The sequence below is a fragment of the Sphingopyxis sp. GW821-FHT10B01 genome, assembly GCF_059415685.1.
This window is the reverse complement of sequence record NZ_JBWKNS010000001.1, coordinates 364,530-389,475: the sequence shown is the minus strand read 5'-3', so window position 1 is coordinate 389,475 and position 24,946 is coordinate 364,530. Positions and strand designations below refer to the sequence as shown.

The 24,946-nt window shown below is 64.0% G+C and carries 20 protein-coding genes; 4 read left to right on the top strand and 16 right to left on the bottom strand.

Annotated elements, in window-relative coordinates; all coding sequences use genetic code 11:
• Positions 1-9 precede the first annotated feature (9 nt).
• Positions 10-708 carry a pirin family protein gene (locus tag AC07NV_RS01670; protein ID WP_495164598.1) on the bottom strand — a complete coding sequence of 233 codons (699 nt, stop codon included), beginning with the start codon at positions 706-708 and terminating at the stop codon, positions 10-12.
• A 111-nt stretch (positions 709-819) separates the two neighbouring features.
• On the opposite strand from AC07NV_RS01670, the gene AC07NV_RS01665 reads away from it, so the two are divergent.
• Positions 820-1,749, top strand: a complete 930-nt coding sequence (locus AC07NV_RS01665; RefSeq protein ID WP_495164597.1) for a LysR family transcriptional regulator — start codon at positions 820-822, stop codon at positions 1,747-1,749.
• A 9-nt stretch (positions 1,750-1,758) separates the two neighbouring features.
• Here AC07NV_RS01665 and AC07NV_RS01660 read toward each other — a convergent pair whose 3' ends face one another.
• The 6 genes from AC07NV_RS01660 to AC07NV_RS01635 all read right to left on the bottom strand — a co-directional run bounded on the left by AC07NV_RS01660 (position 1,759) and on the right by AC07NV_RS01635 (position 8,026).
• Positions 1,759-3,117 (bottom strand): alginate export family protein, encoded by a 1,359-nt coding sequence (locus AC07NV_RS01660; RefSeq protein WP_495164596.1) that lies wholly within the window; start codon positions 3,115-3,117, stop codon positions 1,759-1,761.
• A complete protein-coding gene (locus AC07NV_RS01655; RefSeq protein WP_495164595.1) occupies positions 3,117-4,700 on the bottom strand; it encodes an MFS transporter in 1,584 nt (527 codons plus the stop codon). The genes AC07NV_RS01660 and AC07NV_RS01655 overlap by 1 nt, the downstream gene beginning before the upstream one ends.
• Positions 4,697-5,104 (bottom strand): DoxX family protein, encoded by a 408-nt coding sequence (locus tag AC07NV_RS01650; protein WP_495164594.1) that lies wholly within the window; start codon positions 5,102-5,104, stop codon positions 4,697-4,699. Before AC07NV_RS01650 ends, AC07NV_RS01655 begins: the two co-directional genes overlap by 4 nt.
• A 3-nt stretch (positions 5,105-5,107) precedes the next feature.
• The gene (locus tag AC07NV_RS01645; RefSeq protein WP_495164593.1) at positions 5,108-7,039 is read right to left on the bottom strand and encodes an amidohydrolase; all 1,932 of its coding nucleotides are present in this window, start codon (positions 7,037-7,039) and stop codon (positions 5,108-5,110) included.
• Positions 7,036-7,299 carry a XapX domain-containing protein gene (locus AC07NV_RS01640; protein WP_495164592.1) on the bottom strand — a complete coding sequence of 88 codons (264 nt, stop codon included), beginning with the start codon at positions 7,297-7,299 and terminating at the stop codon, positions 7,036-7,038. The genes AC07NV_RS01645 and AC07NV_RS01640 overlap by 4 nt, the downstream gene beginning before the upstream one ends.
• Positions 7,300-7,366: 67 nt before the next feature.
• Positions 7,367-8,026 (bottom strand): hydrolase, encoded by a 660-nt coding sequence (locus tag AC07NV_RS01635; RefSeq protein WP_495164591.1) that lies wholly within the window; start codon positions 8,024-8,026, stop codon positions 7,367-7,369.
• A 581-nt stretch (positions 8,027-8,607) separates the two neighbouring features.
• Between AC07NV_RS01635 and AC07NV_RS01630 the strand changes: the two genes are divergently transcribed.
• On the top strand, positions 8,608-9,270 hold the full coding sequence (locus AC07NV_RS01630; RefSeq protein WP_495164590.1) for a DedA family protein: 663 nt from the start codon (positions 8,608-8,610) through the stop codon (positions 9,268-9,270).
• 196 nt (positions 9,271-9,466) lie between these two features.
• On the top strand, positions 9,467-10,378 hold the full coding sequence (ppk2, locus tag AC07NV_RS01625; protein WP_495164589.1) for a polyphosphate kinase 2: 912 nt from the start codon (positions 9,467-9,469) through the stop codon (positions 10,376-10,378).
• On the opposite strand, the gene AC07NV_RS01620 is transcribed toward ppk2, so the two are convergent.
• From AC07NV_RS01620 to AC07NV_RS01590, 7 genes are all read right to left on the bottom strand, one after another.
• Positions 10,375-11,322, bottom strand: coding sequence for a CorA family divalent cation transporter (locus AC07NV_RS01620; RefSeq protein ID WP_495165142.1), 948 nt, complete (start codon positions 11,320-11,322; stop codon positions 10,375-10,377). The genes ppk2 and AC07NV_RS01620 overlap by 4 nt on opposite strands.
• A 60-nt stretch (positions 11,323-11,382) precedes the next feature.
• Complete coding sequence (locus tag AC07NV_RS01615) at positions 11,383-13,002, bottom strand: inorganic phosphate transporter (protein WP_495164588.1); 1,620 nt, start codon at positions 13,000-13,002, stop codon at positions 11,383-11,385.
• An 85-nt stretch (positions 13,003-13,087) separates the two neighbouring features.
• Positions 13,088-14,515: an esterase-like activity of phytase family protein gene (locus tag AC07NV_RS01610; RefSeq protein ID WP_495164587.1), complete on the bottom strand. Its 1,428-nt coding sequence runs from the start codon at positions 14,513-14,515 to the stop codon at positions 13,088-13,090.
• Positions 14,516-14,543: 28 nt separating this feature from the next.
• The gene (locus AC07NV_RS01605; RefSeq protein ID WP_495164586.1) at positions 14,544-16,889 is read right to left on the bottom strand and encodes a TonB-dependent receptor; all 2,346 of its coding nucleotides are present in this window, start codon (positions 16,887-16,889) and stop codon (positions 14,544-14,546) included.
• Positions 16,890-17,133: 244 nt separating this feature from the next.
• Positions 17,134-18,351, bottom strand: a complete 1,218-nt coding sequence (locus AC07NV_RS01600; protein WP_495164585.1) for a Ca2+-dependent phosphoinositide-specific phospholipase C — start codon at positions 18,349-18,351, stop codon at positions 17,134-17,136.
• 21 nt (positions 18,352-18,372) lie between these two features.
• Positions 18,373-20,658: a TonB-dependent receptor gene (locus AC07NV_RS01595; RefSeq protein ID WP_495164584.1), complete on the bottom strand. Its 2,286-nt coding sequence runs from the start codon at positions 20,656-20,658 to the stop codon at positions 18,373-18,375.
• A 101-nt stretch (positions 20,659-20,759) separates the two neighbouring features.
• On the bottom strand, positions 20,760-21,953 hold the full coding sequence (locus tag AC07NV_RS01590) for a TetR/AcrR family transcriptional regulator (RefSeq protein WP_495164583.1): 1,194 nt from the start codon (positions 21,951-21,953) through the stop codon (positions 20,760-20,762).
• Positions 21,954-22,054: 101 nt separating this feature from the next.
• Here AC07NV_RS01590 and AC07NV_RS01585 point away from each other — a divergent pair, with 101 nt between their 5' ends.
• The gene (locus AC07NV_RS01585) at positions 22,055-23,308 is read left to right on the top strand and encodes an MFS transporter (protein WP_495164582.1); all 1,254 of its coding nucleotides are present in this window, start codon (positions 22,055-22,057) and stop codon (positions 23,306-23,308) included.
• A 29-nt stretch (positions 23,309-23,337) separates the two neighbouring features.
• On the opposite strand, the gene AC07NV_RS01580 is transcribed toward AC07NV_RS01585, so the two are convergent.
• Together AC07NV_RS01580 and AC07NV_RS01575 are read right to left on the bottom strand one after the other, a co-directional pair.
• Positions 23,338-23,799: a hypothetical protein gene (locus AC07NV_RS01580; RefSeq protein ID WP_495164581.1), complete on the bottom strand. Its 462-nt coding sequence runs from the start codon at positions 23,797-23,799 to the stop codon at positions 23,338-23,340.
• A 69-nt stretch (positions 23,800-23,868) separates the two neighbouring features.
• Positions 23,869-24,795 carry a DUF4189 domain-containing protein gene (locus AC07NV_RS01575; protein ID WP_495164580.1) on the bottom strand — a complete coding sequence of 309 codons (927 nt, stop codon included), beginning with the start codon at positions 24,793-24,795 and terminating at the stop codon, positions 23,869-23,871.
• Positions 24,796-24,946 lie beyond the last annotated feature (151 nt).

The window sequence follows — 24,946 nt, the reverse complement described above, 5'->3', positions numbered from 1 at the left end:
AGTTCATGTTTACGCCGCATCAACGAGGACGATTTCGCTGTCTTCGAGCGCGGTGATGCGCAGGATCTCCATGTCGCTGATCGCCGCGCCGTCACGGGCATTGATCCGGACATCGTCGATCTGCACCGCGCCGGTTGCGGGAACGAGATAGGCTTTCCGCTCCTTGCCGAGCGGATATTTGGCGGTCTCGCCCGCGCGCAGCGTCGCGCCGACGACGCGCGCGTCGGTCCGGATCGGCAGCGCGTCATTGTCATTGTCATAGCCCGAGGCGAGCGTCACAAATTTTCCCGAGCGGTCGCCCTTGGGGAAGGGCTTGGCACCCCACTGCGGTGCTTCGCCATCGCGGGTCGGGACGATCCAGATCTGGAAAATCTTCGTCGTCACATCCTCGAGATTATATTCCGAATGGCGGATGCCGGTGCCGGCGCTCATCACCTGAACATCGCCCGCTTCGGTGCGGCCCTTGTTGCCGAGGTCGTCCTGATGCGTGATCGCGCCTTCGCGGACATAGGTGATGATTTCCATGTCGCGGTGAGGATGGGGCGGAAAGCCGGTCTGTGGCGCGATGATGTCGTCGTTCCAGACGCGCAAATTGCCCCAGCTGGTCCGTGCGGGATCATGATAGCCGGCGAAGGAAAAATGATGCTTTGCGTCGAGCCAGCCGTGGTTGGCGGCGCCGAGACTGTCGAAAGGGCGAAGTTCGATCATGGTGTATCTCCAAAGGCGACCGGGTCGGTCGCCGTTGAGACCTATTTAGGGCTTGCGGGCTTTCCTGTTCAGGGTGATAAATTTAACCAGAACGTTCGAGGAAATGGAAAAGTGAGCAGTCCCGGAACACCGACCTTCGACCAACTCCGCATCTTCCTCGCGATTGTCGATACGGGCAGTTTTGCCGCGGCGGGGCGGCGGCTCGGCCGCGCGGTGTCGGTCATCAGCTATGGCATTACGAACCTCGAGGCGCAGCTCGGCGTGATCCTGTTCGACCGCGAGGGAACGCGCAAACCGCAACTGACCGTCGCGGGGCGCGCGCTGCTGTCCGAAGCGCGGGCGATTTCGCATGGCATCGACGGGCTTCGCGCGAAGGTGAAGGGGCTGCTCGACGGATTGGAGGCCGAGGTCGATCTTGCGGTCGATGTGATGCTTCCCGCAGATCGGCTGGGCAAGGTTCTGCGCGCCTTTGCGGTCGCGTTTCCGACCGTGCAGCTTCGCCTCCATGTCGAAGCGCTGGGTGCGATTACCGCAATGGTATTGGACCGGAAGGCGATCGTCGGCATTTCAGGACCGCTCGCGGCGGGGGTCGAAGGCGTTGAATGCATCGCGGCAGGATCGATTCCGATGGTGCCGGTCGCAGCGCCCGATCATCCGCTCGGCCGGATGGAGCGGATCGCGCCGGGGGCCGGGCGCGATTATACCCAGCTGGTTCTCACTGACCGCTCGCGCTTTACCGAGGGGCGCGACTACTCGGTGATGAGCCCCAAGACCTGGCGGCTCGCCGACCTTGGCGCGAAACATGCGCTGCTGCGTGAAGGCATCGGCTGGGGCAATATGCCATTGCCGATGATCGAGGCCGACCTTGTCGCCGGGACGCTTGTACAGCTTGCGATGCCTGACCATCCGGGCGGGACCTATCGGTTCGCAGGCGTGTGGCGCCGCGACACGCCGCCGGGTCCTGCGGCGTCATGGCTGCTCGAACAATTTGTCGAGTTGGGGCGAAACGACGCCGAACTCGCGGGAATGATCGACCTCTAGGTTCCGACTCTAGAATTTCAGCATGGCTTCGGCGCCGGCCATGCGGATAGTGCGCGCAGGCCCCGTATCGCGGATGAAAGCGCCGGGGCGAAAGGCTGAGAGCGAGGCAGTGAAGGACAATATCGTGCTCGTTTGCCAGCCAGCCGAAATCTCGACCTGCTCGCCGATATGACGCGCGCTGCTGCCACCCGCCGCGCGTATCAGTCCGCCGGGAATGTCATAGATGCCGTCGCCGCGGGTCTGGCGCCAGAAGGATGCGGCGGCCAGTTCGACGCTCACCCCCGATCCGAGATCGAAATCGACGCTCGGGTGCAGATTCATGATGTTGCGCGGGCCGATCGGCGACAGTTCGCCGAAATATTTTCCCTTGGGAAACAGCGCGTTGAAGGTACCAAGCGTGCCGTCGGCCGGATCGCGGTCGCCGCTCGCGACATTGGCGCGCAAGCGGATGCGCGGTTTGAGCGGTGTTTGCGGAAAACTCCACGCGGTTTCGGTCGCGAACGACCAGGCGCGGATCGGGGCGCCCGCGAAATGCCCGCGCTGGAGTATGACCTCCCAGTTCCAGCCGAGATTGCCGTGCTTGCCGAAGAAGCGCAGCCCGACCGTTTCGCGCGTTTCGCGTCCTAAGCAGCCGACGAAGCGCGCGGCCTCATTTTCATAGCTCAGCCAATAGGCATCGATGCCGATCCCGCTTGCGGGCGTGATCGTCGCATAAACACCGTCGAGGCGCCGCGTCTTCGATGCCCGGTCGTCGAAATCGCCGCCGCCGATGGCGACAGGGCGGAGGTGAAAAGCATCGACGCGGAGCGGACCATGCTCGGCAATCGCCCGAAACCCGTCGAACGCCTGCGGGATGTTGGGGCCATAGCGGATCCCCACAAGCCGCTCCGACCCGAGCGCCATCAGTTCGCGCCCGCCGCGCAGCGTCAGATGGGCGTCGTCGCCCAACGGAATGCGGACGTCGGCAAAGCTTTGCAACAGGTCGATCCCGGTTTCGTCCGCCGGACCTTTGCCGGCGCCGACGCCGCGCGCATAGCCCGCGATGCCCTGAACAAAGACGCGTGCGGGGCCGGCGTGGAGGTCGGCGTGCGGCATCGCGCGGAGCCACAGATAGCCGTCATCGGGGGCGGGCGGGTCGCCCCACAGATTATCGTCAAACCCCTCAAAGCGTGCCCGGGCCTCGCCGCCGAGCGTCAGGTAAACGGCGCCGTCGGTGGTGAGCGGGACATATTTGGCCTGCTTCCTTTCCTCGCGCGGGGCGTCGGACAGCACGGACCAATCCTCGTCGTAGCGAAGATTCGTCTGCTCGACCTCCTGCGCTGGCGCGGCGAACGGCATCAGCGCAGCGAGGAGGGCAAGCGCACGCATCAGCGGCGCGTGACGAAGTGGCGCACGACCGGCGGCGTGCCGCTGGTCTGGAACGCGCGCAGCGCGTCCTGCTGCACCCGGTCGGCATTGGTCACCCGGTCGTGCTGGCGCAGATGTTCGAGCCAGCTTTCGACGGTGAAGCTTTCGATCACCGTGCCGGGGGTGGCGGTGTCCTCGTAAATGCCCCAGTGGATCGCGCCGTCGCGGCGGCGGATGCGGCGCATCTTCTGCATTTCGGCGAAGAATGCCGGCACCTGCTCCGGGTCGACGCGATATTCGACCGTCACCAGCACCGGACCGCTGTCATGCTCGACAGTGCCGTCGACGAGCGGCGTCGGCCAGTGCGATGAGGGGGCGAGGTCGAGGGCGCTGTCGCGGCCCAGCGGATAGCGCCAGGCGAGGAACAGGCTAGCGGCGACCAGCAGCGCAGCGGCGGCGAGGAGGGTCGAGGGCACGCCGATCTGCGATGCGACCGATCCCCATAATGTCGATCCCGCCGCCATCGACCCCTGAAAGACCAGAAGGTAGATCGCGAGCGCCCGCGCCTTGACCCAGCCGGGCGAGGTCGCCTGTGCGCCGCCGTTGAGCGAGGCCATCATGGCGATCCACGCCAGCCCGGCGACAAACAGGGCCGCCGATGCCGACCAGAATCCGGTGACGAGCGACAGCGCGGCCATCGCCGCGGCGAGCAGGAGCGAGGCGGCGAGGGTGATCGCATTGGCCCCCATCCGCCCGCGCAGCCGCGGCATCAGCATCGCACCACCGATCGCACCGATTCCCATGAAGGTCAGGAGCCCACCATAGCCGGCGGGCCCCAGCCCGAGGTCGCGGCGCGCAATGATCGGTAACAGCGCCCAGAGCCCGCTGGCAAAAAGGAAGAAACCGACCGAGCGGATCAGCACGACCTGTAGTTCGGGCGCGCGCATCGCATAGCGCAGGCCAGCGCGCATCGCGCCCACCATATGTTCGGCGGGCAGGTGCCGTTCGGGTACCGCGCGGCGCCAGCGGACCAGCACGATGATGACGCCCACGACCGACAGGGCGTTGACCGCGAAGACGGCGGCGGGACCCGAGGCGGCAATGATGACACCGCCGAGCGCCGGACCGATGGCGCGCGCGATGTTGACGCCGAGCGAGTTGAGCGCGACCGCCTGTTGCAGCGATTTGGCCGGCACCAGTTCGGGAACGATCGCCTGGAAAGCAGGCGCGGAAAGACCGGCGCCGACCGCGATCACCGCGGTGAAGAGCAGAAGCACCCATGCGGTGGTGAAGCCCGCGAGAGTGACGGCGGCAAGCCCGGCGGCACCGATCAGCCCGAAAAGCTGCGCGGCGATCAGCAGGCGACGACGGTCGACGATATCGGCGAGCGCCCCGGCAGGCAGCGCGAGCGCGAACATGGGGAAGGTCGTTGCGGCCTGCACCAGCGCGACCATCAGCGGGTCCGGCGACAGCGAGGTCATCAGCCAGCCCGCGCCGACATCGTGCATCCACGTGCCGACGTTCGACACGATGGTCGCGATCCACAGGGCCCGGAACATCGGGCTGGCGAGCGGCCGTTCGGCCTCGGCGGTAGCGGCGGTCATGTCCGGCGCTCGCGCAGGATCGCGGCGAGCATCAGGCCGCCGATCAGCCCGACATGCTCGAGGAAGGTGTTGCGTTCGTGGAAGCGCGCCATCGGATCGGCGACCTGCCAGAAGGGATGCGCAATGATCGTCGCGGCTGCGGTGAAAACCCCGAGTGCGCCCGCGCCGAGCCAGGCTTGGCGGCCAAGGATGATCGCCAGCGACCCGCCGATCTGGACGAGAATGGTTAGGCCGACGACGAGCGCGGCGGGTTCGAGGCCGAAATGCTGCGCCTCGCCGAGTGCACCGCCGAGGTCGGCAAGTTTGGCAAGGCCGCTCGTCCAATAGGGGAGGGTGAGGAAGGTCGCGGCAAGGGCTGCGAAGCGATTGTCGCCAAGCAGGCGGGCGATGGGGGCGGGGGTCATGGCTCAGACCGCCCAGCAGCCGCAGCCGAACGCACCCCAGAAGCTCTGGACGTCGGCGGCGGGGACATTCGCGCCGAGCGCGGCGGCATGGTCATGACCATGGACCGCGCAGGACGCGGCGCAGCCGCAAGCCGCGGCCATCTTCTCTGCGCTCTCGGGGCGGCGATAAGCGCCGCCAAAGGTCGCGACGGGCGACCAGTCGGGCATCGGCCTGGGGAGTGCGGGGGCGATCGGGCCATAGTCGCCCTCGCCATGCACGACCTTGCCGCCGAGGATGGTCAGGACCGAGCGGAGGTGGACGATCTCGCTTTCGGCGACCCCGAAATAATCGCCCGAGAGCAGCGCGAGGTCGGCGAGCTGGCCCGCCTTGATCTGTCCTTTCTTGCCCACCTCGTTCGAGAACCAGGTGTTTTTCTCGGTCCACAGGCGCAGCGCAGTCTCGCGGTCGAGCCGGTTGCGCGCGGGATAGAGCGTCGTGCCGCCCAGCGTTGTGCCGGTCACCAGCCACGACAGCGACATCCAGGGGTTGTAGCTTGCGACGCGCGTTGCGTCGGTTCCCGCACCGACCGGAATACCGGCGTCCATCATCCGCTTGATCGGCGGGGTCGCCTCGGCGGCCTTTGCGCCATAACGTTCGATGAAATATTCGCCCTGGAACATCATGCGGTGCTGCACGGCAATGCCGCCGCCCAATGCCGCGATACGGTCGATGTTGCGCTCGCTGATCGTCTCGGCATGATCGAAAAACCAGTTGAGCCCCGACAGCGGTATGTCCTTGTCGACCTTTTCGAACACATCGAGTGCGCGGCTGATCGTCTGGTCATAGGTGGCATGGAGCCGCCATGGCCATTTTCGCTCGGCGAGCAGGCGAACAACGGGTTCGAGGTCGGCCTCCATATTGGCGGGCATGTCGGGACGCTCGACGCGGAAATCCTCGAAGTCGGCGGCCGAATAGACGAGCATCTCGCCCGCGCCATTGTGGCGATAGGTGTCGTCGCCGTCGCCGGGTTTGACCTGTGTCGACCAGGTCGCGAAATCCTTGAGCTCTTCCTTCGGCTTTTGCGTGAAGAGATTATAGGCGATGCGCAGCGTCATCTCGCCGTCCTTGTGCAGCTTTTCGATGATCTGGTAATCGTCGGGGTAGTTCTGGAACCCGCCGCCGGCATCGATGACGCTGGTGACGCCGAGCGAATTCAATTCGCGCATGAAATGCTTGGTCGAATTGACCTGATATTCCTCGGGAAGCTTGGGCCCCTTGGCGAGCGTCGAATAGAGGATCACCGCATTGGGCTGGGCGAGCAGCAGGCCGGTGGGGTTGCCTGCGGCGTCGCGGACGATCTCGCTGCCCGGCGGGTTGGGCGTGTCTTTCGTATAGCCGACGGCGCGCAGCGCGGCGGCGTTGAGCAGGGCGCGGTCATAGAGGTGGAGGATGAACACCGGCGTATCGGGCGCCGCGGCATTGATTTCGGCCAGCGTTGGAAGGCGCTTTTCGGCGAACTGATGCTCGGTGAAGCCACCGACGACGCGCACCCATTGTGGCGGTGGGGTGTTCGCGGCCTGTTTTTTCAGCATCGCCATCGCGTCGGCAAGGCTCGGCACGCCGTCCCAGCGCAACTCCATATTATAATTGAGCCCGCCGCGGATGACATGGATATGGCTGTCGATCAGCCCGGGGATCAGGCGGCGGCCCCTGGCGTCGATCACATCGGCGTCGGGTCCGGCGGCGGCGCGAACTTCGGCCTCGCTACCGACGCTGAGAAATTTGCCGCCGCGGATCGCGACCGCCTGAGCCACCGGGTTGGCGCGATCGAGCGTGGTCACCTTGGCATTGACGATGATGAGATCCTTGGGGCGCATGGCAAAGCTTTCCGTTGCAGCGAGAAGGGCGGTGGTGGCGGCGCCGGCGAGTGCCTGGCGGCGGGTGACGGGGTTCATGCGTCGCGATCCTTTCGGGATATCGTCTCGGCCCGGGGGAGCGGGCCGAGCACATGGCTCGCGCAATCCTCGCGGACGAAGCGGACAAGTTCGGGGCGGTCGCCGAGGCGCTTGGCGATCGGCACCAATTGTTCGCCGAGGAGGATGCCGGCCAGCCCGATAAGGGCGATGATCGGCGGCGCGGGGGAACGAACCCCGAGCAGGCTATAGACAACGCCGACCAGAAGCCCGGCCCCCAGCGAGACAAGATAGAGTTTCATCGGTCCGTCCTCCTGGCAGAGAATGGGAAGGGGGTGGCCGGACCCGTGTGGGCCCGGCCAACGGGGATCAGTGACCGCCTTCCGAGGCGCCGAACATCGTCTTGGCATAGGTGATGCCAAGACCATAAGCGCCGCCCCATTTGCGGGCGATGCCGGTAGTGAGATCATAGGTTTCGGCGCGCGCCCAGTCGCGCTGCAGTTCGAGCAGATATTGGAGCGAGGTCATCGGCTTGGCGCCCGCCTGGATCATGCGTTCGACCGCGCGCTCGTGCGCCTCGGTCGAAATGTCGCCGCTCGCGTCGGTGATGACATAGACCTCAAATCCCTGTTCGAGCGCCGAGAGCGCCGGGCCGACGATGCAGACCGAGGTCCAGAGGCCCGCAAAGACCAGCCGTTCCTTGCCGATGCGGTTGACTTCGTCGATCACGGCGGCGTCTTCCCATGTGTTCATGCTCGTGCGGTCGAGCAGCGCCTGACCGGGGAAGGCGTCGGTGATCTCGCCGAACATCGGGCCCGAAAAGCCCTTCTCGGCGACGGTGGTCAGGATGGTCGGGACGTTGAAGCCGGCGGCACCGTTCGCGACCAGCGCGGCATTGTTGCGTAGCAGTTCGGCGGCGATCGATTTGGTCGCGAAGGCCATCTGCGACTGGAAATCGATGAGGACAAGGGCGTGATTGCCGGGATCCAGCAGGCCCTTGGCGGGCGTGGCGGTGGCTTTGATCGACATGGCTGACTCTCCTTTGGAAAAATCCGGGCTCCCGATCGGTTCGGGATGAGAGAGGTCTAGACCGGGGTGTTTGTGCGAAACAGAATGATAAAATCGTCCATTATGTTCCGAATTGTTGAAAAGCCAGAATGGGGAAATTGGGCTGAGCCTGCCGGTGCCATCTTCGGCTGATGCCGGGGTTCCGTGTCGTGGGACTTCTTACCGGAGTGACGGTTTGCCCTTTGTTCGACTCGTCAGGTGGAACAGCCGGCAGCGGTCGCAACGATATGTCCGAAGGGGTAATTCGGAGCGTCGAATGGCAACAAGCGCCTCCTCGTCCGATCGAAAGGAACGCTTCTTTGCGCAAATGCTCAGTCTGGTGCGCATATGCCTCCCCGCCAAAGAATCCGGACGGTCGCTTTTGGCACAAAAGGGACCGAAAGAAGATGGTTTGCTTTCGGCCATGTTCCGCTGAGCTTGGATGAGGCTGCCGGTCTCCTGATGAGCCGTGCCGACTCCCCGGCAAAGTGACATATTTGCGTTCTGATATTGGGCTATAAACACGGCGGGGTCCGGATTCGATCGGTCGCCCGGGAGGTGATGTGGACGAGCTGATCGCGCGCGCGACGCTATTTATCGCGCAGCATGGCCTGTGGGCCGGACCGATCGTGGGATTGCTTGCCTTTGGCGAGTCTCTGGCGGTCGTCGGCCTTTTCATTCCGGCGACAGCGTTGATGATTGCGGTCGGCGGCCTCGTCGGTGCCGGCGTGGTCGAGCCTTGGTGGATCATCGGCTGGGCCGTCGTCGGTGCCGCTATCGGCGATTGGATCTCCTATGCGATCGGCCGCCGTATCGGACCTTCGGCTTACCGGCGCTGGCCGCTAAACCGTCACCGCTCGATGGTGGCCCGCGCGCGGCTCTTCTTTCGCCGCTTCGGCTTTCTATCGATCTTTGCCGGACGCTTTCTGGGATCGATCCGGGCCACCATCCCCCTCGTCGCGGGTGTCATGGAGATGGATCCCCGGCGCTTCCAGCTTGCCAACATAACCTCCGCTATCCTGTGGGTCCCGATCATGTTCGCACCCGGCTATTTTGCAGTGAAGACCATGGGGTCGGTCGAAAATGTGACCGAGGCGCATGTGCTGGGTATCGGGGCAATCGTGGCGATAGCGACGATTGGCGGAACCGTGCTGGGTGCGCGCTTCCTCGGCCGGGCGAGCCGGCGGCGGAGACCGCGTCGCGCCGTCGTCTCCGGTCTGGATTGAAATCCGGGCGCGCGCTCGACGCTGGGGTCGCCGCCGATACGTCAGATATGTCCAGCCGGATCAAGCACGAGGCCCGGTTGCTGCGCATGGCACAAGCCGGCGTCATCCTCTCCGGCCGTGCGTCCGTGGAAGCCTTGTCACAGCTTGGCAATCTTGCGGTCATAGCGATGCATGAAGGCAGCAAGGAGCCTCTGCAATGGACGACAGCCTTTCCAGTCTCGACCGTATCAAGGAAGAAATCGCGGACAGCTTTGACGAGGAGCTGGAGATGGAGATGGACGAGAGTCGGCTGGAGACGCTCCTTGCCGACATGTCCGACCATCCGGATCGCGAGGCGATCGACCGGCGGATCTACTTTCGCGAATTGTTCCGGCTGCAGCACGAACTCGTCGTTCTGCAGGAGTGGGTCGTCCAGCAGGGGCTGAAGGTCGCCGTGCTGTTCGAGGGGCGCGATTCCGCAGGCAAGGGCGGCGCGATCAAACGCATCACCCAGCGGCTCAACCCGCGCGTTTGCCGGGTGGTTGCGCTGCCCGCGCCGAGCGAACGCGAGCGCTCGCAATGGTATTTCCAGCGCTATGTGCCGCATCTGCCCGCGGCGGGCGAGATCGTGCTGTTCGACCGGAGCTGGTACAACCGCGCCGGGGTCGAGCGGGTGATGGGATTTTGCACCGAGGATGAGTGTGAGGAGTTTTTCCGGTCCGTCCCCGAGTTCGAGCGGATGCTCGTCCGGTCGGGAATCATCCTCCTCAAATACTGGTTCTCGATCACCGATGACGAACAGCAGTTCCGCTTCCAGATGCGGATCCAGGATCCGCTGAAGCAGTGGAAACTGTCGCCGATGGACGTCGAATCGCGGCGGCGCTGGGAGGATTATACGCGCGCGAAGGAGGATATGCTGGAGCGCACGCATATTGACGAAGCGCCCTGGTGGCTGGTCGAGGCGGTCGACAAGAAGAAGGCGCGGTTGAACTGCATCAGCCACCTGCTCGAACAGATACCCTATCATGAGGTCGAGAAGCCGGCGGTCGTCCTGCCCGAACGCGTCCGGCACGACGATTATGCGCGGCACGAAATTCCGCCAGAAATGTACGTACCCGAGCGATATTAGGGACGGCGTCTGAGCAGCAGCCAGGTCGCGGCGGAGGCGGCGACTGCGGCCATCGCGGCCACGAAGGTCCCCGCAGCGGTGTGGGCGAAGGGGAGGCCTCCGGTGTTCATCCCGAAAAACCCCGTCACCAGCGTCGCGGGAAGCAGCAGCGCACTGATCACCGACAGGAAATAGAGATTCTGGTTGGTTTTCTGCGCTGCCTGAAGGTCGAGTTCGTCGCGCAATTGGCGAAGCTGCGCCTGCGTGCTGGCAACGTCGGTATCGAGAGCCTGGAGCCGTTGGACGTGACGTTCGGCAACCGGAGCGAGGACGGCTGGAAGGTCCGGATCCTTTTCCAGCCGGTTCAGGGTCGCGCGCATCCCCGCGACGAGACGGTGCAGCCGGGCGCCGCGTCGACGCACGGCGATCAGGTCGCGTGTCGCGGGATTCATCCGCTCGTTGAGAAACTCGTCTTCGGCGGTCTGGATATCGAGCGCGAGGCCGTGGACGTGCTGGCCAAGGCCGTCGATCATCGTTCCCACAACCAGGTTGAGCGCTGCGGCGCCGTCGTGCACGTCGAAACCGGCGGCGATTCGTTGGCGGATGATGTCGGCAGAGCGGATCGGATGATAGCGGCCGGTGAGCATCAGGGCAGGCGTGATCACGATGTGGAGCGCGCCGATCTGCATCGTCTCCGCCGCGTCGAAGTCGCGCTCGAAATCCTGAAGGACGAGGCCGACCACCCCCTCTTCCACGATGGCCTGCTGGTGCGTCTCGCGCGCCAGCATCAGGTCGTGGATGGGAGCGGGTAGTGTCGTTGTGCGTTCGAGCCAGCGCAAGGTGCGCTCGTCGGCGAGATTGAGGTGGAGCCAACGGAAGCTCGCATCTTCGCCGGCGTCGCATTCGTCGATCAGCCGCGTGCCTTCGTGCGTGCGAGCGCAGCCCCAGACGAGACCCGGCTGCATCACGATCGACCCGAAATCCGGGGCCGGGACCTGGTCTTCGCTGGCCGTGACGATGGTCCTTTAGAAGATCGCGCTCAGCAGCGCGTAAAGCCCGCCTGCCAGCAGGATCGAGACCGGCAGCGTCAGGACCCAGGCCATGAGCAGGTTGCGGATCGTCGACATCTGGAGCCCCGACCGGTTCGCGGCCATCGTCCCCGCCACGCCGGAGGACAGGACGTGGGTGGTCGACACCGGCAGGCCGAGCATGTCGGCCGCGCCGATCGTCCCCATCGCGACGAGTTCGGCAGAGGCGCCCTGCGCATAGGTGAGGTGCGACTTGCCGATCTTTTCGCCGACGGTGACGACGATGCGTTTCCAGCCGATCATCGTGCCCAGTCCGAGCGCAAAGGCGACCGCGATCTTTACCCAGGTCGGGATGAAGCGCGTCGCGCTGTCGAGCGAGCCTTTATACTCGGTCAGGGTTTTGCTCTGTGCGTCGGTGAAGGTGACACTCTTTTCCTTGCCGAGACGTTTGATCGCCTCGGAGGTGAGATACATGTCGTTGCGCATATTCTCGGTCGCGGCGGCAGGGACCTTCGCGAGCGAGCCATAGCCGCTGACCTGCGTTTCGATCTGGTCGACCAGTGAGCCGAGCGCCGGGATGGTTTCGGGCTTGAGTTGCTTGTCGGCGATATAGGCGGTGACCGCCTTGCGTGCGTCGGTCGGCGGGGTCGCGCCGCCAGTCTGCGCGGCCAGCACACGCTCCGCAGCGTTGGAATGGACGACGAACTCCTGGACATATTTTTCGGGCACCGCGCGATTGAGCGCATAGGCGGTGGGAACGGTGCCGATCAGGATCAGCATGATCAGGCCCATGCCCTTCTGACCGTCGTTGGAACCGTGTGCGAAGCTGACGCCGGTGCAGGTGAAGATGAGCAGGCCGCGGATCCACAGTGGCGGCGGCGTGTTGCCCTTTGGCGCTTCATAGAGTGTCTTGTTGCGTACCAGCACTTTCATCGCGAGGAACAGCAGCGCCGCGACGGTGAAGCCAAGCAGCGGCGATAAAAGGAGCGCATAGCCGATCTCGGTCGCCTTGCCCCAGTCGACCCCGGCGGTGCCGCTCTTGCCATGGAGCATCGCGTTGGCGATGCCGACGCCGATGATCGAACCGATCAGCGTGTGCGAACTCGACGAAGGGATGCCGAAATACCAGGTCGCTAGATTCCAGACGATCGCCGCGATCAGCAATGCAAAGACCATCGCGAAACCCGCGTTCGAGCCGACCTGGAGGATCAGCTCGACGGGAAGCAGCGACACGATGCCGAAGGCGACCGCGCCGGTCGACAGCAGCACGCCGAGGAAGTTGAAGAAGCCCGACCAGACCACCGCATAATTGGCGGGCATCGAATTGGTGTAGATTACGGTCGCGACGGCATTCGCCGTGTCGTGAAAGCCGTTCACAAACTCGAACCCGAGCGCGATGAGCAGCGCCAGGAAGAGCAGGGCAAAGGGCAGGAAGGCTGTCGCATGAACCCCGGCTGCGGCCGCGTCGGCATAGACGCTGTAGCCGACGTAGGCGAGCGCGACGATAATCGCGGCGACAAAGCCGAGCTTGCCGGCGGCGCCCAATCCCTTGTCGAGATCGGGGCGTTCGAATTCGGCATTGTCGAACGGTACGGCGTCGGCGGTCGTGGCAGTCATAAGGGACCTCCCCGGAGTCGGATACCGTGCCGCGCTATGCCTCGCCGATGACATTGATGTGACGGATGAGGAGAGAGTTGCGGCGTTACCGCAATGGTGCTGGTAATTTCACCCGATAGACTAGGAGCCGGTTGTCATTGTCGATGTCGGAGTCGCAGGATTGACCCGACATCAGACAGTTGCGCGCGGCGAAATCATTGTCGTTGCCGACGAGCAGGAAATAATCGGCGGGCCGATCCGGCTCCAGCACGGACATCAGGTCCATCGCTTCCCATTTCTCGGACAGCGCATCGACGCTGAGGCCGAAGCGCGCGAGTTGCCCGGGGTTGAGCATGTTCACCAGCTCGACCCGCTTTGCGGCGGTGATGTCCGGTCGCAATGCGGTGCTGGCCCGATCTTGCAGCAGGGATATGGCGCCGGTCTCGTATCCGGTCCCGGCAAGGTTGGTGGCGCCGGTCAGGTCGACCAGCAGAATGCTTTTGTAAATAATAGGCTTTTTGCCCGACGCCCCCTGGCCTGCGCCATCGCGTGCGAGCATCAGGAACCGGTGATCGTCCAGCGCGAATATCTCGCTTTGCGCGGCGGTTCGATCGGGCGCGCCGCCTTGACCATCTGCACTATAGGCCGGCAGCTGGACGACGTGATGCGCCTTCGGCCGAGCCGGGGTAGGCGTGAGGCTGACGTCATAGACCAGCACGCGGGTGTTGATGCGACCCGCGGCATTGCCGCTGGCGCTGTCCTGCATCAGCGCGCTTTGCATCATCACGAAAAGGGTGCGGCCGTCGGGCGACAGCGACATGCCCTCGGCACCCTGGTTGTTGCGGCGGCCGGTCTCCGGCGATTGTAGCGAGCCGAAATGCGGGCGCCCGTCGCGGCGCGGCGCGATCGCTGCGGGCGGTTGTATGACCCCGCGCAGGCGGCCGCGCCGATCGAAATAATAGATGCTCGCGGTGTATTCGTCGCCGACATAGAAGCTGCCGTTGCGGGCGAACTGCAGCGATTCGGCATCGAGCGAGACTTTGCCGCTGCCGACGCCGCTGGCTGGTGCTGGCAATATAATATCCCACTGCGTCAGCGTCCCCGCGCCGGGATCGGCGCCGGTGAACGGGCGGCCACGAAAGTCGCTGAGCTTTAATCCGCCGTCGGGAGTGAGGGTGACCCTGCCATCGGCCGGGGTGAAGCGGAGGCGGAAGCGATGCAGCCGTGCAGGATAATCGAAGAAGAGATTTGCGTCGGGATCGTTGCGGCCGCGGTCGGGCAGCGTCCACAGGACGCCCTCATAGCCCGCGCCGACACGTTTCCAGCTTCCGGGTGCGATCTTCAGCGAGGAAAAGGAACCCAGCGTGTCGCCAAGAAAATCGACCGTGCCCGCAGGAAGCGCGCCGGTGCCGACCAGCCCCTCGCTGACATAGGTGCGGCCATGCAGCGCGACGCTGTGGACATCAACCGACCGGTCGAGGTTCGGCCGGGTGACGGGCTCTTCCCCGGCCGCTAGGCCGGGGAAGAGAAGCATCAGGATCAGCGCGGCTGCGCGTGTTCGCCTAGAAGCCAAAGCTGAGCGATCCGAAGACCTGGCGCGGCGCCGAGGCGTGGAACACGACGAGATTGCCGGGCGCGTCGTCGGGCGCGAACACGCTGCTGTCGAAGTTCGCGGCATAGCGTTTATTGGTCAGGTTGGTGACGTTCAGTGCCAGCTTCGCACCCTTGACCGGGCCCATATCGCCGAACTTGTAGACGAGGCCGAGGTCGAAGGTGGCATAGCCCTTGAAGCTCTGGTCGTTGGTGTAAGTGTAATAGCGCCGGCCGGTATATTTGCCCATCAGCGAGGCCGAGAGGTTGCGGCCAGACAGCGTCAGCACGCTGGCGAACATTTCCTTCGGCGTATCCACCTGCTGCTTGCCCTTTGTCGGTTTCACGACACAGGTCGCACCCGTGCACCAGTCGAGATTCTCGTCATAGGTCGATTTATTGTACGACGCCGAATTATACCAGTTCAGCCAAGGCGCCGGTTTCCAAAGTACGCCGAGTTCCACGCCGCGACTGGTGATGCCGCCGGCATTGTGGAAGCTGTTGCCGCAACCCGGGTTCTGCTGCTGGTTGGTCGGGCAGGGATTATATTGCAGCAGGCGCTCGTCGAAGTTTGTATTATAGGCGGCCAGCGACACCTGCAGCGGCCCGCTGACATAACGATATCCACCCTCGAAGCTTTTCGACGTCTCGGGCTTCAGATATTTGCCCTGCAGATCCCATACGGCCTGCGATACCGACTGCGGACCCAGTTTGAAGCCGCCCTGGAACATCGCCATATTCTCGGCATAGCTTGCATAGAGCTCGTGCCCGGGCGCGACGTCCCAATGCACACCGACTTCGGGCAGGAAATTATCCTTGGCGACCAGCGTGCCGCTTGCGAACTGGGTGGAGGCCGGCGGCGCTGCCTTGGCGATGCCGGGGATCGCGCGGGCGTCGGATTTCGAATAGGTGCTCTTGAAACCGAAATCGATGGTCAGCGCGTCATCGAGCAGCGTCATCGTGTTCTGGGCGTAGAATTGCCACGTCTTCCAATGCGTTTCCTGCACCCATTGTGCGGTGTCGGGCTGGCCCTTCAGATATTGCGCGAGGCTGAAGGGGCCCTTGACGTTGGTCCAGATGTAGCGCGCGGCGCTGCTCGTATTATCCTCGAACCACATGCCGGCCTGCATGTGGTTGAAGCCGGCTTCCCAGCTCAGGCTGGCGAGCACGCCGCTGCGGTCGATGGTGTAGCGCGTGTCGCGGATCTGGACCGGCACGTCGTCCGACGTGTCCGCGGTGCCCTGCTTCGACCAGCCCATGATCCAGTTGTTGCCGGCGCCTTTGTTCTTGTGATGATAGCCCTGGACGCGCAGGCCGAGCGACTGGGTGATGTCGAACTCACCCGTCAGATAATAGAGATTGTCGTCGCGCAGGATCTGGCCGTTGGTGAAGGTTACGTCCGAACGCTTTTCGGGCGAAACGGAATCCTTGCATTTGGTCGGCGCCGTGGGGCCGGTGACCGCACAATAGGCGCGGTCGAGATAGGCCTGCCAATTCGGCGCATAGCCGCCCTGATCCCAGCCGAGGCGGTTCAGCATGTCTTTCGAAATATAGGCGTCGCTGGCCTGATTGGTGCGCGAGATGTCGGCAAAGGCCGTGATCTTGCCGCCGTCGAATTCATAGACCAGCTTGCCGTTGAACTGCCGGCCGGTCGACTTGTTGTAGGCGGCCTGATCGACGAACAGGTCATATTCATGGATCTGGCCCGAGACATAGGCCGAGAAACCGCCATGCTCGCCGGTGTCGAAGCGCAGGAAGCCACGCTTGGCGCGTTCGCTGCCGACGCTGCCGTTGAACGTGATGCCCATATCCTTGCGCGGGTCGCTGGAGAAATAGGTCACCGCGCCGCCAAGATTGCTGGTCGAAGGAATGGCGAGGCCGGCGATGCCCGTTGCAAGTTCGGCGCGGCCGAGATTCTCGGAAATCAGCGCACGGCTGATGCTGAGGCCGTTGTAATTGTTATACGCCCCGTCGCCCAGCGGCATCCCGTCGAGCGAATAGCCGAGGTGGGTGGTGTTGAAACCGCGCACCTGAAGCGTCAGCGATTTTTCGTTGACCCCCAGCGCGTCGATCGACTGTGCGCTGACGCCCGGCAGGAAATTCAGTGCCTTCTGCGCGCTGGCACCCGGCGGCAACACCTCGAGGTTCGATGGCAGCAGAGTCGAAACCGACCGGGTCTGGCCGCTACCGATCACGACGATTTCGCCAGCGTCGCCATTGTCCACATCTCCCGATGCGGCGTCCTGCGCGTTCGCTTGCGTGACGCAGCTCAAACAGGCAACCGCCAAAGCGAAAACGGACACAGATTTCTGAAACATTCATACCCCCTAATCAGCACAAGGCGCCGCGAGACCGTATGTTCGCGGCGCCGGCTGTCCTCAGGGGCGGGCCTATTTCATGCGTTGATGACGCTTTTGCTACCGGAGGTGACCTCGGCGAAAAATGACATCGCGACGTACCAGGACTGCGTTTTGGGCGGAAGCATGTGTCACGGCACGGTCCGTCGCCCGGGCAGATTTAGCACGTGCATCGTCCGTCGAGCGACGGGGTTTCGAGCGAAGGTTACCGGGGCGGTGGACAGCGGGCCGCCAGCGCATTGCACCGCCACCCCCCGGGAAAGGGCGCGAGGTGATACGCATTCGCATAGACGTTGGGAGCGGTCAGATAGTCGGTCGAAATGATCTGCGCGCCGCTTGCCAGTGCAGCATCCCTGCGGCTGCCGTCATTCTTGCGGGCGTCAGCCGTGTCGATGTCGGCGCGGGTCCGGACCAGATAACCCTTCTGGACGGCGCTGCGGATTTCGGCGTTGCGTGTCAGCGCATTGTCGAACAGCATGAAGGCTGTGTGGGCCATGCCGGGTTTGCCCTGCACGAAGGCCATCCGCCCCTGCAGCGACGGACGCCCGTCGAGATAGGGGGCGAAGGCGGGGAGGTTCATACCCGGCACAAGGTACAGAAACAGGAATTTGCCCCGCGCCTGCGCCACCGTTGGCCAACGCTTCGCGAGCGCCGCCGCCTCTAGTGTCGCCATGTCGCCGCGAAGATCGTCGGGGGTGAAGACCTTGTCGCGGCCCAATATGCTGCGGATGCTGTCGTCGATCTCGTCGAACGCCGCCGCGTCGAACGGCGGGACCGTGGTCGCGCCGGGGATGGCTCGTTCAAGGCCCGACATTTTGGGCTCCAGCAATATGAAGACCGGGCTGTGGTCGGGTTCCGAATCCGACCATTGCCGGAGCAACGTCAGACACGAACGCAGGGTCGGGCACTGGCTGCGGAAATCGAGGTCGGCGACATGGAAGACCTTCATGCCGGGCCTCGTCAGTTCGTTGCGGTAGATCGGCGCGAGGTCGGTGGCACCCTGTTCGCGCAGCTGGCGATAGGGCAGCGGATCGGCGTAGATGCCGCCCGCGGGGTCGGGCTGCAGGTCGATTTCCAGACTGCGCACGCCGCTGCGGAGCTGCGCCTGAAGCGGCATTTGCACATAGTCCAGCGTCTGCGCCATGTCGGTCAGTCCGCCCGGATGCTCGTCCTGCATGGCTGCCGCCTGAGCGGGCGACATCATCTTGACCATCGACTGCATCAACGCGGCCAGCCGCGGCGCCATCAACGCCATGACGCGGGGGTCGGCCGGCAGCGCATAGCTGTTGTGGGTGCCGACCACCTGGATCTGGTTGATTCGCAACGAGTCCGCAGGGGCGGCGGTTGCTCCGGACTCTCGCGCCGCCGCGGTGCCCGCGAGGAGTGCCCCCACCGCCAGCCCGCCAATGATTTTCTTGTGCATCGACTGTCTCCGTTCCGGCAATCAGAAGCTGACGTTGACGAAGGCGCCAACGGTACGCCGCGCGTTGGGCGACGTGTAGTGAAGCAGACCGAGCGCCCCGTAGACCTGCCAGCCGGTCGAGAAATATTTGTCGAACAGGTTGCGGCCATAGACGCCGAACTCGACGTTTTTGTTCGGAAGCGAGAAGGTCAGGCGGCCATTGACGAGGCCATAGCCCGGCACGTTGGAATAGTCGGGCTGGCCCACGACGGTCCAATATTCGCTGCGATAGGCATAGTCGGCATGGGCGCGCACGCCAAAGCCCGACCCGAACTCGGTTTCATAGTCGATCGCCGCGGTGCCTGCCCATTTGGGTGAGTTGGTCAGGCGCGTGTCGGTATAGTCGGTGGTGGCGTTATAGACATAGTCGGTGAATTTGGCGTCGGTATAGGTGAGCGCGCCCGACAGGGTGAGCCCGCGCACTGGCTGCACCGCGACATTGCCTTCGACACCTTGCGTGCGCAGGCCGCCGGCGTTGCCGATGACGGTCGCATTGAGGAAGCCGCCCGCACCATCGGGGATTTTGGTCAGGATGGTCGCCTGAAAATCCTTGAAGTCCGAGCGGAAGATATCGACGTTCACGCGCAGGCGGCGGTCGAACCATTCGGACTTGATGCCCGCTTCCCACGCCTTCACCGTCTCGTCGCGATAGGGTGCATATTTGTTGCCGACGAAGGCGATGCCCGCCGGTTTGTAGCCGGTCGAATAGCTCGCATAGAGCATCACATTGTTGGTGATCTGATATTGCGGCGCGATGCGGTACGAGAAATTGTCGCCCGACACCTTGCCATAGTTGATTGCCGGCGCGGCGCTCGATCCGACGAAGGTCGGCGTATAGCCCGCAACCCGCACCGGATCGACGGTGACGAAATCCAGCCGCTGCGAATTATTGTCGTGGGTATAGCGGCCGCCCAGCGTCAGGCTGAGCTGCGGGGTGAAGTTGAACTTGATCTGGCCGAAGGCCGCCATTGTCTCGTTCTGCGCGTCGAAGAGCGACGCATTGGCATTGACGCCGATCGCACCGGTCAGCGCAACGAGCATTGGCCGGGGCACGCCATTGGCATCATAGAGCGGCGCGCCCAGCGTCGCCCATTGCAGCTGCGTCTGTCGCGCGTTCAGATTGTTGTAAAAACCGCCGATCAGCCATTCGACGAAGCCGCCGGTCGGCGAAGCAAGGTGAATTTCCTGGCTGACCTTGTCGGTGTCGAGATAGCCGAGGTTGAAGGGGATATACGCATATTGGTCGACCGGCGTCAGATTGGCGGGGGTCGAATTGTCGTAGCGGGTGCGGCGATAAGCGCTGATCGACGTCAGATCGAGCTCGCCGAGCTTCGCATTGACGCGCAGCGACGCACCCCATTCCTCGGTGGTGATTTCGCCGAACGAGGAGTCGGCGGTGTCGGCGCTCTTGGGGCCGGGGAAGACACCGAGTTTGTTGAGGATCGCGGTGACGTTGGCGGGCTGGCCCGACACCGGCGTGCGGACGCTGCTGTCCCAATGATAGGCATAGTCGCCCGACAGCGTCAGATTGAAGCTGTCCGAAGGCTCGAGATAAAGCTTGGCGCGCCCGCCATATTCATGCTGCGATCCGACCTTGCGGTTCAGCGTCACATTGCGGCCGTAACCGTCGAACGCCTGATCGAAACCCGACACACGCAGCGCGGCGATCGGGCCAAGCGGAATATTGACCGTGGCGTTGAGAATGCGTTCGTCATGCTCGCCGAAGCTGGCGCTGGCGCGCACCGACGTGTCGCCGATGCGGGGCTTGCCCGTTGTCACCGCGATGACGCCCGATGTCGCATTCTTTCCGAACAATGTGCCTTGCGGCCCCATCAGCACGTCGACGCGCTCGATGTCGACCAGACCGGTCAGGCCGTTGGCGCGCTGGCCGTCCATGACGACATCGTCGACGACGACGCTGACCGACTTGGCGTTGGAAAAGTCGAAGGAGGTGCTGCCGACGCCGCGGATCTGGAATGCCGCGCCCTGGGTCGGGTCATATTGGACGCCCGGCATGGTATATTGAAGGTCGGTGATCGAGGTGTAGCCGGTCTTCGCCAGCGTTTCGCCGCTGATCGACTGGATCGCCAGCGGTACTTTCTGACTGCTTTCGGCGCGCCTTTCGGCGGTGACGACGATCTCGGTCAATCCTCCCGATTCGTTCGTTACCTCCTGCGCGAAAGCGGTGCCGGAAGCCAGGGGGCTGACGCCCGCCATCAGCATCGTCGATACCAGATAGAAACTGCGTTTTCCGTCAAAAACAGACATGTTGGTCGCTCCGTCCCGTTGAACCGTTGGGAGGCGCACTAGTCTTGGTCGATGACGGATTTAAGACGATGGTTCGGTAATTTTATCCAATAAAATTTCAGTTAAAAAACATATGTACGGCTATCGGTAAATGTCTCGGCGGCGTCTGTAGCGGGCATGGGCGTCAGGCCTGTCGCCAGCCTGCGCAGGCTGTTGCCCATTAGCGCCATGACCATAGCCTGGACGCGCGGACGGTCGGAATTTGGAGAAATGCCCAGTCCCTCCGCGATCTGGACATGGACATTCTCGGCCCGCCGCCGCCGCATATCGATCGCAAAGGGAAGGAAGGCCGGGTTCCAGATCGCCGTGAGCGCGCTTTCATGCGTGAGGCGAATGACTTCGCCGCCGCCGGGCGCCCTGCCGCCCGTCGCCTGTATGTTCGCGCGCATCCGCCGATAGATCGCCTCGACCCCGGCAAACAGGATATCGCGCTGAGTGGGATAATGATGCGCGACGCTGGATGCTGCCATCGCGGACGCTTCGGCGACGACGCGGTGCGACAGGGCACCGACGCCCTGCGCGACGATGACGTCGGCGATATGCTCGGCGATCGCGGCCTTCGATCCTTCGGGTATGCCCGCGGCCTTGTCGAGCGCGGCGGAGGCCGGTTCCGCCAGCCGGTCAACCAGCAGCATGTGCCAGTTGCTCCAATCCTTGTTGGCCAATTCCGCGTCGTCCCGCAGGAGGCCGCGCACCGTCGACTGCCGCAAAAGCCGATAATCGGTGTTTGTCGACAGCAGCAGGGAAAAGGGTTGTTCGTCGATGCAATAGCTCGCGATTCGTCTGGCCAATGCCGATCCACCGGGCGTCGCGCCGAGGAGGTCGCGCCAGAAGGTCTCTCCGGCGTTGAACAGGATTTCCAGTTCGGGGAGCGCTTGCGGGTCCCGGCTCGCCAGAAGGGCAAGTTCGCACCCGACGATCGCGGAGGTTCTGCGTTCGCCAAGGTCCAGCCACTCGCAGATCAGGTCGGGGAGGATTCCCGCCGCAACCGCGTCGATCGCTCCCAGTCGCGCCAGCCGGTCTTGCGCAAGAGCGGCCATGATCTCGATTTCCCGGTCGACGATCGCTGCGACCAGCGCGCCGCGATCGCCGATTCGATAGCTGATCGACCCGACCGAGACACCCGCATACTCCGCGACGGTACGCAGGCTCATCCCTGCGAGGCCGCGCTGCGCGATCACGGCACGGGCAGCGTCGAGGATTGCCATATTGCCCTCTGCTGCCCGGGCGGTGTTTCGATCGGTTTGACTGGTCATCTCCCCTGCATATCGTTCGACGCCGAACAGTCCAGCGGGGGCAGGTGGTTGGCGCGGCCTTGTCGCCGGACTGTCATGCGCGCGCATTACCCGCCGCGGTCGTGACCCCGAACCGGCTCCTCCCGATCGCCTTTGGTATGACACATGCCGGCAAGAGCCTGTTGTGGGCCGGCACCGACGCTTTCAGCCTCTTCATTCTGGTAAAGATCGTCCAGATACCGCCCTTCGCGGCCGGAACGCTCTTCGTCCTCTCGTCCTTCTGGAATGCGACGATTGACGGGCTTTGGGGAAATGGCATTGAACGCGTACCGGCAATCCGGATGGCCCTGCCGGGCCTGTGCGGTCTGGCTGGCTTGCTGGCCTGTTTCTCTTTTGCGCTTTTGCCGTGGTTGCCGACCGATGCGCTGCTTCCGGCAGCCGCCGCGCTCTTTCTGTTCAGAACCGCTTTTTCCCTGCTGGATGTTCCCCACAATGCCACCGCAGCGATGCTCGCCCATGTCCATGGCCATCTGATCGTCGCACGTTGGCGGTCGACCCTGAGCGCGGTGACGGCGCTTGCGATCGCGACGGCCGCTCTGCCCGTGGTCGGAACAGCGTCCGCGTCGCCGCGTACGGCGCAGATCATGTTCATGACAGTCGCCGCTGTTGCCTGCCTGTTGCTGGTACCGCTTCCCTGGCTGGTTCGCACGACCCGCCTCATGGTCGTTGCCCGGCCGCGCGTTCGCGCAACTGTTCCCACCGTGTTTTCGCCCGGCGGCTTTGTGCTCTTCTGCTTTGCTCAGATGCTCGGCTTCGCCGCACTGGCGTCGGTGGGCAAGGCGATTCTCCACGCCGACGCCCTGAACGAGCAGCTATTCGGCTATGCCCTGTTGCTGATTGCGCTGGCGCGCCTTGCGGCGATCGGCCTCTGGTCTCCACTCGCCGCGCAGATCGGATCGGCACGGGCACTGGGCTTTGCCTATGTGGCAAGCGCCGTTGCCGCTCTTTGCCTTCCGGCGGCGATCGGTAAGGGGCCGGTCGGCATGATGATCGTCCTCGCCTTGCTGGGCCTGTCCTTCGGCGGGGTTGGTCTTCTTGCATGGTCATCCTTCTCCGAGCTTCTCGCCCGCATGCGGACAGGAGAAGACCCGGCGGTCGCGGCCCGTGCCTATGGGTGGTTTACGTCAACGTCGAAGATCGGCCCCGGCTTTTCCGGCGTGCTGACCGGCCTGTGGTTGAGTCAGGCGGACAACGTGGGCACGCAGTTGCTTTGGTCCCTTGTCGTTCCCGTTGCGGTGCTATGCCTTGCCAGCGCGCTCATGATGTGGCCCGGCCTGGTCAACAAGGCGCGGCTGCCCGGGTTCGAACCGCAATGAGCGCGCGCGGCGGGGCGAGAAGCCTCGCGTCATTTCTGCCGCGCCCATTGCTGGACGAGCTCGCTTGCCTCACCCAGTTTCGCCTGGGCCGCATCCGGTTGGCGAAAATTGCAGCCGAAATCGAAGCGCAGCGACGTTTCACGATCGCCGCGGCGCCAGCTGAGCGTACCCGCCCCCTGGTCGGTGACTGCGCGGTCGCACGGTAGTTCGTGCACGTCCTCAAGCGGCTGCAATATAGCGCGAATGCGCTCGAAGGCCGCCGGCCCGGCGTTGAACTTGCCACCCCACGCGCTGCGGATCGTTGTGCGATACGCGCCGCGCCCCGAAGGATCGATCCACCATTCGGTACGCCCGCCGGTCCAGCCATTGCCGGTACCGGCATAGGAAATCCGGTCGGGAAGTGCGGCAGGCAGGGGGTTTGCAGCGCCTTCCTGCGGACCGGTAAAACTGGCCAGCGCGATAGCGACCAGATATCCGAGATTCCAGACCATCGAAACACCCTCTCGTCTTCGCTGTTATTGTTGCTGCGCACCGTGCAGGCGCGGACGGGCGAGTGGCGGCTAGGGAGCTTTTGCTTGCGCGAAATCGTGCACGAACAGGCCGGACTTGCGGCTGTCGAACAGCGCCTGGAGTTCGCAGCTTGTGCCCTTCTGCTTCTTGCAGTTCACCCGCGCTGCTTCCTGCGCCCGCTTGGCCGATGTCTCGACGGTCGCGCTGTCGCCGCTGCCGTTCATCCGATAGGCTTGTATGAACCCGTTGCCGGTTAGCGCATTGCTTTCGCACGGCCGGGCCGTCGCATCGCTGCATGCCTTGATTGCTGCAGCGGTCGCGGCGTCGGCGTTGCGGTAGCCGCTCGCGACATAAAGTCGGGAATTATATCCGTCATCGACACCGCCTGCTACCCACGCCGAAGCGGCAAAATATTTGCGGACTGCGGAGCCGGGGAAGCGCCGGTTGGTGCTGGCGCGGATGGTTGCAAACAGCTCGCACGGCAGTAGCTGCTTGGCCGAGCACTCGGCCATCACCCGGTCGCGTTCCGCGCCGCCATCGCCGGCCCAGCCCTTATAGAAATATCCGTTCCGGTCGCGGATGATCGCTATCGACGAATTCCACCATGTGCCGGCCGACGTACAGCCGCCGCCCATCACCTTGTTGCAGGCATCGAGCGCACCCTGCTCGGCGACATTATTGGCGCCGGTGTAATTGCCGTCGACCCAGACATCGGCGGCGTCGACATGCCAGGCAATGGCCGCATGGTTTTCGCTGGGCGCTTGGGGCTGCGCAGGTGCTCCACCGCTGTCGTCGCGCGCGCACAGCGGTGTCGGTGCGACACCCGGGCCGCCCGGCACCATCCCGACCAGCCGTTCGCCGGGGCCAGGGCCGTTACAAGGATAATGCTGTGCCTGCGCCGATGCGGGCCAAAGGCACCATGCCAGCGCAATTACGAGCATTTGCCCAACCCGGCGCAAATCGAAGAAACGGATCATGCGGCTTGTCCTATGTAGTTGATATGGCTCACCATAGCCCGAACCGTCTATGCGAGAAGTGTTGGCGATCACACGGCCTCCGAAGATGGTCGACGGGACCGATTCCGGGCGGGCACCCCGATATACCGCGCGCCACCATTCAGCGGTGCAA

Coding starts and splice junctions, on each gene's coding strand:
- AC07NV_RS01650 (WP_495164594.1), bottom strand. CDS start 5,104: ATGACCCCCGCCCCCATCGCCCGCCTGCTTGGCGACAATCGCTTCGCA.
- AC07NV_RS01655 (WP_495164595.1), bottom strand. CDS start 4,700: ATGACCGCCGCTACCGCCGAGGCCGAACGGCCGCTCGCCAGCCCGATG.
- AC07NV_RS01645 (WP_495164593.1), bottom strand. CDS start 7,039: ATGAACCCCGTCACCCGCCGCCAGGCACTCGCCGGCGCCGCCACCACC.
- AC07NV_RS01640 (WP_495164592.1), bottom strand. CDS start 7,299: ATGAAACTCTATCTTGTCTCGCTGGGGGCCGGGCTTCTGGTCGGCGTT.
- AC07NV_RS01635 (WP_495164591.1), bottom strand. CDS start 8,026: ATGTCGATCAAAGCCACCGCCACGCCCGCCAAGGGCCTGCTGGATCCC.
- AC07NV_RS01590 (WP_495164583.1), bottom strand. CDS start 21,953: ATGACCAGTCAAACCGATCGAAACACCGCCCGGGCAGCAGAGGGCAAT.
- AC07NV_RS01580 (WP_495164581.1), bottom strand. CDS start 23,799: ATGGTCTGGAATCTCGGATATCTGGTCGCTATCGCGCTGGCCAGTTTT.
- AC07NV_RS01610 (WP_495164587.1), bottom strand. CDS start 14,515: ATGCTTCTCTTCCCCGGCCTAGCGGCCGGGGAAGAGCCCGTCACCCGG.
- AC07NV_RS01670 (WP_495164598.1), bottom strand. CDS start 708: ATGATCGAACTTCGCCCTTTCGACAGTCTCGGCGCCGCCAACCACGGC.
- AC07NV_RS01575 (WP_495164580.1), bottom strand. CDS start 24,795: ATGATCCGTTTCTTCGATTTGCGCCGGGTTGGGCAAATGCTCGTAATT.
- AC07NV_RS01605 (WP_495164586.1), bottom strand. CDS start 16,889: ATGTTTCAGAAATCTGTGTCCGTTTTCGCTTTGGCGGTTGCCTGTTTG.
- AC07NV_RS01600 (WP_495164585.1), bottom strand. CDS start 18,351: ATGCACAAGAAAATCATTGGCGGGCTGGCGGTGGGGGCACTCCTCGCG.
- AC07NV_RS01595 (WP_495164584.1), bottom strand. CDS start 20,658: ATGTCTGTTTTTGACGGAAAACGCAGTTTCTATCTGGTATCGACGATG.
- ppk2 (WP_495164589.1), top strand. CDS start 9,467: ATGGACGACAGCCTTTCCAGTCTCGACCGTATCAAGGAAGAAATCGCG.
- AC07NV_RS01620 (WP_495165142.1), bottom strand. CDS start 11,322: ATGCAGCCGGGTCTCGTCTGGGGCTGCGCTCGCACGCACGAAGGCACG.
- AC07NV_RS01615 (WP_495164588.1), bottom strand. CDS start 13,002: ATGACTGCCACGACCGCCGACGCCGTACCGTTCGACAATGCCGAATTC.
- AC07NV_RS01660 (WP_495164596.1), bottom strand. CDS start 3,117: ATGCGTGCGCTTGCCCTCCTCGCTGCGCTGATGCCGTTCGCCGCGCCA.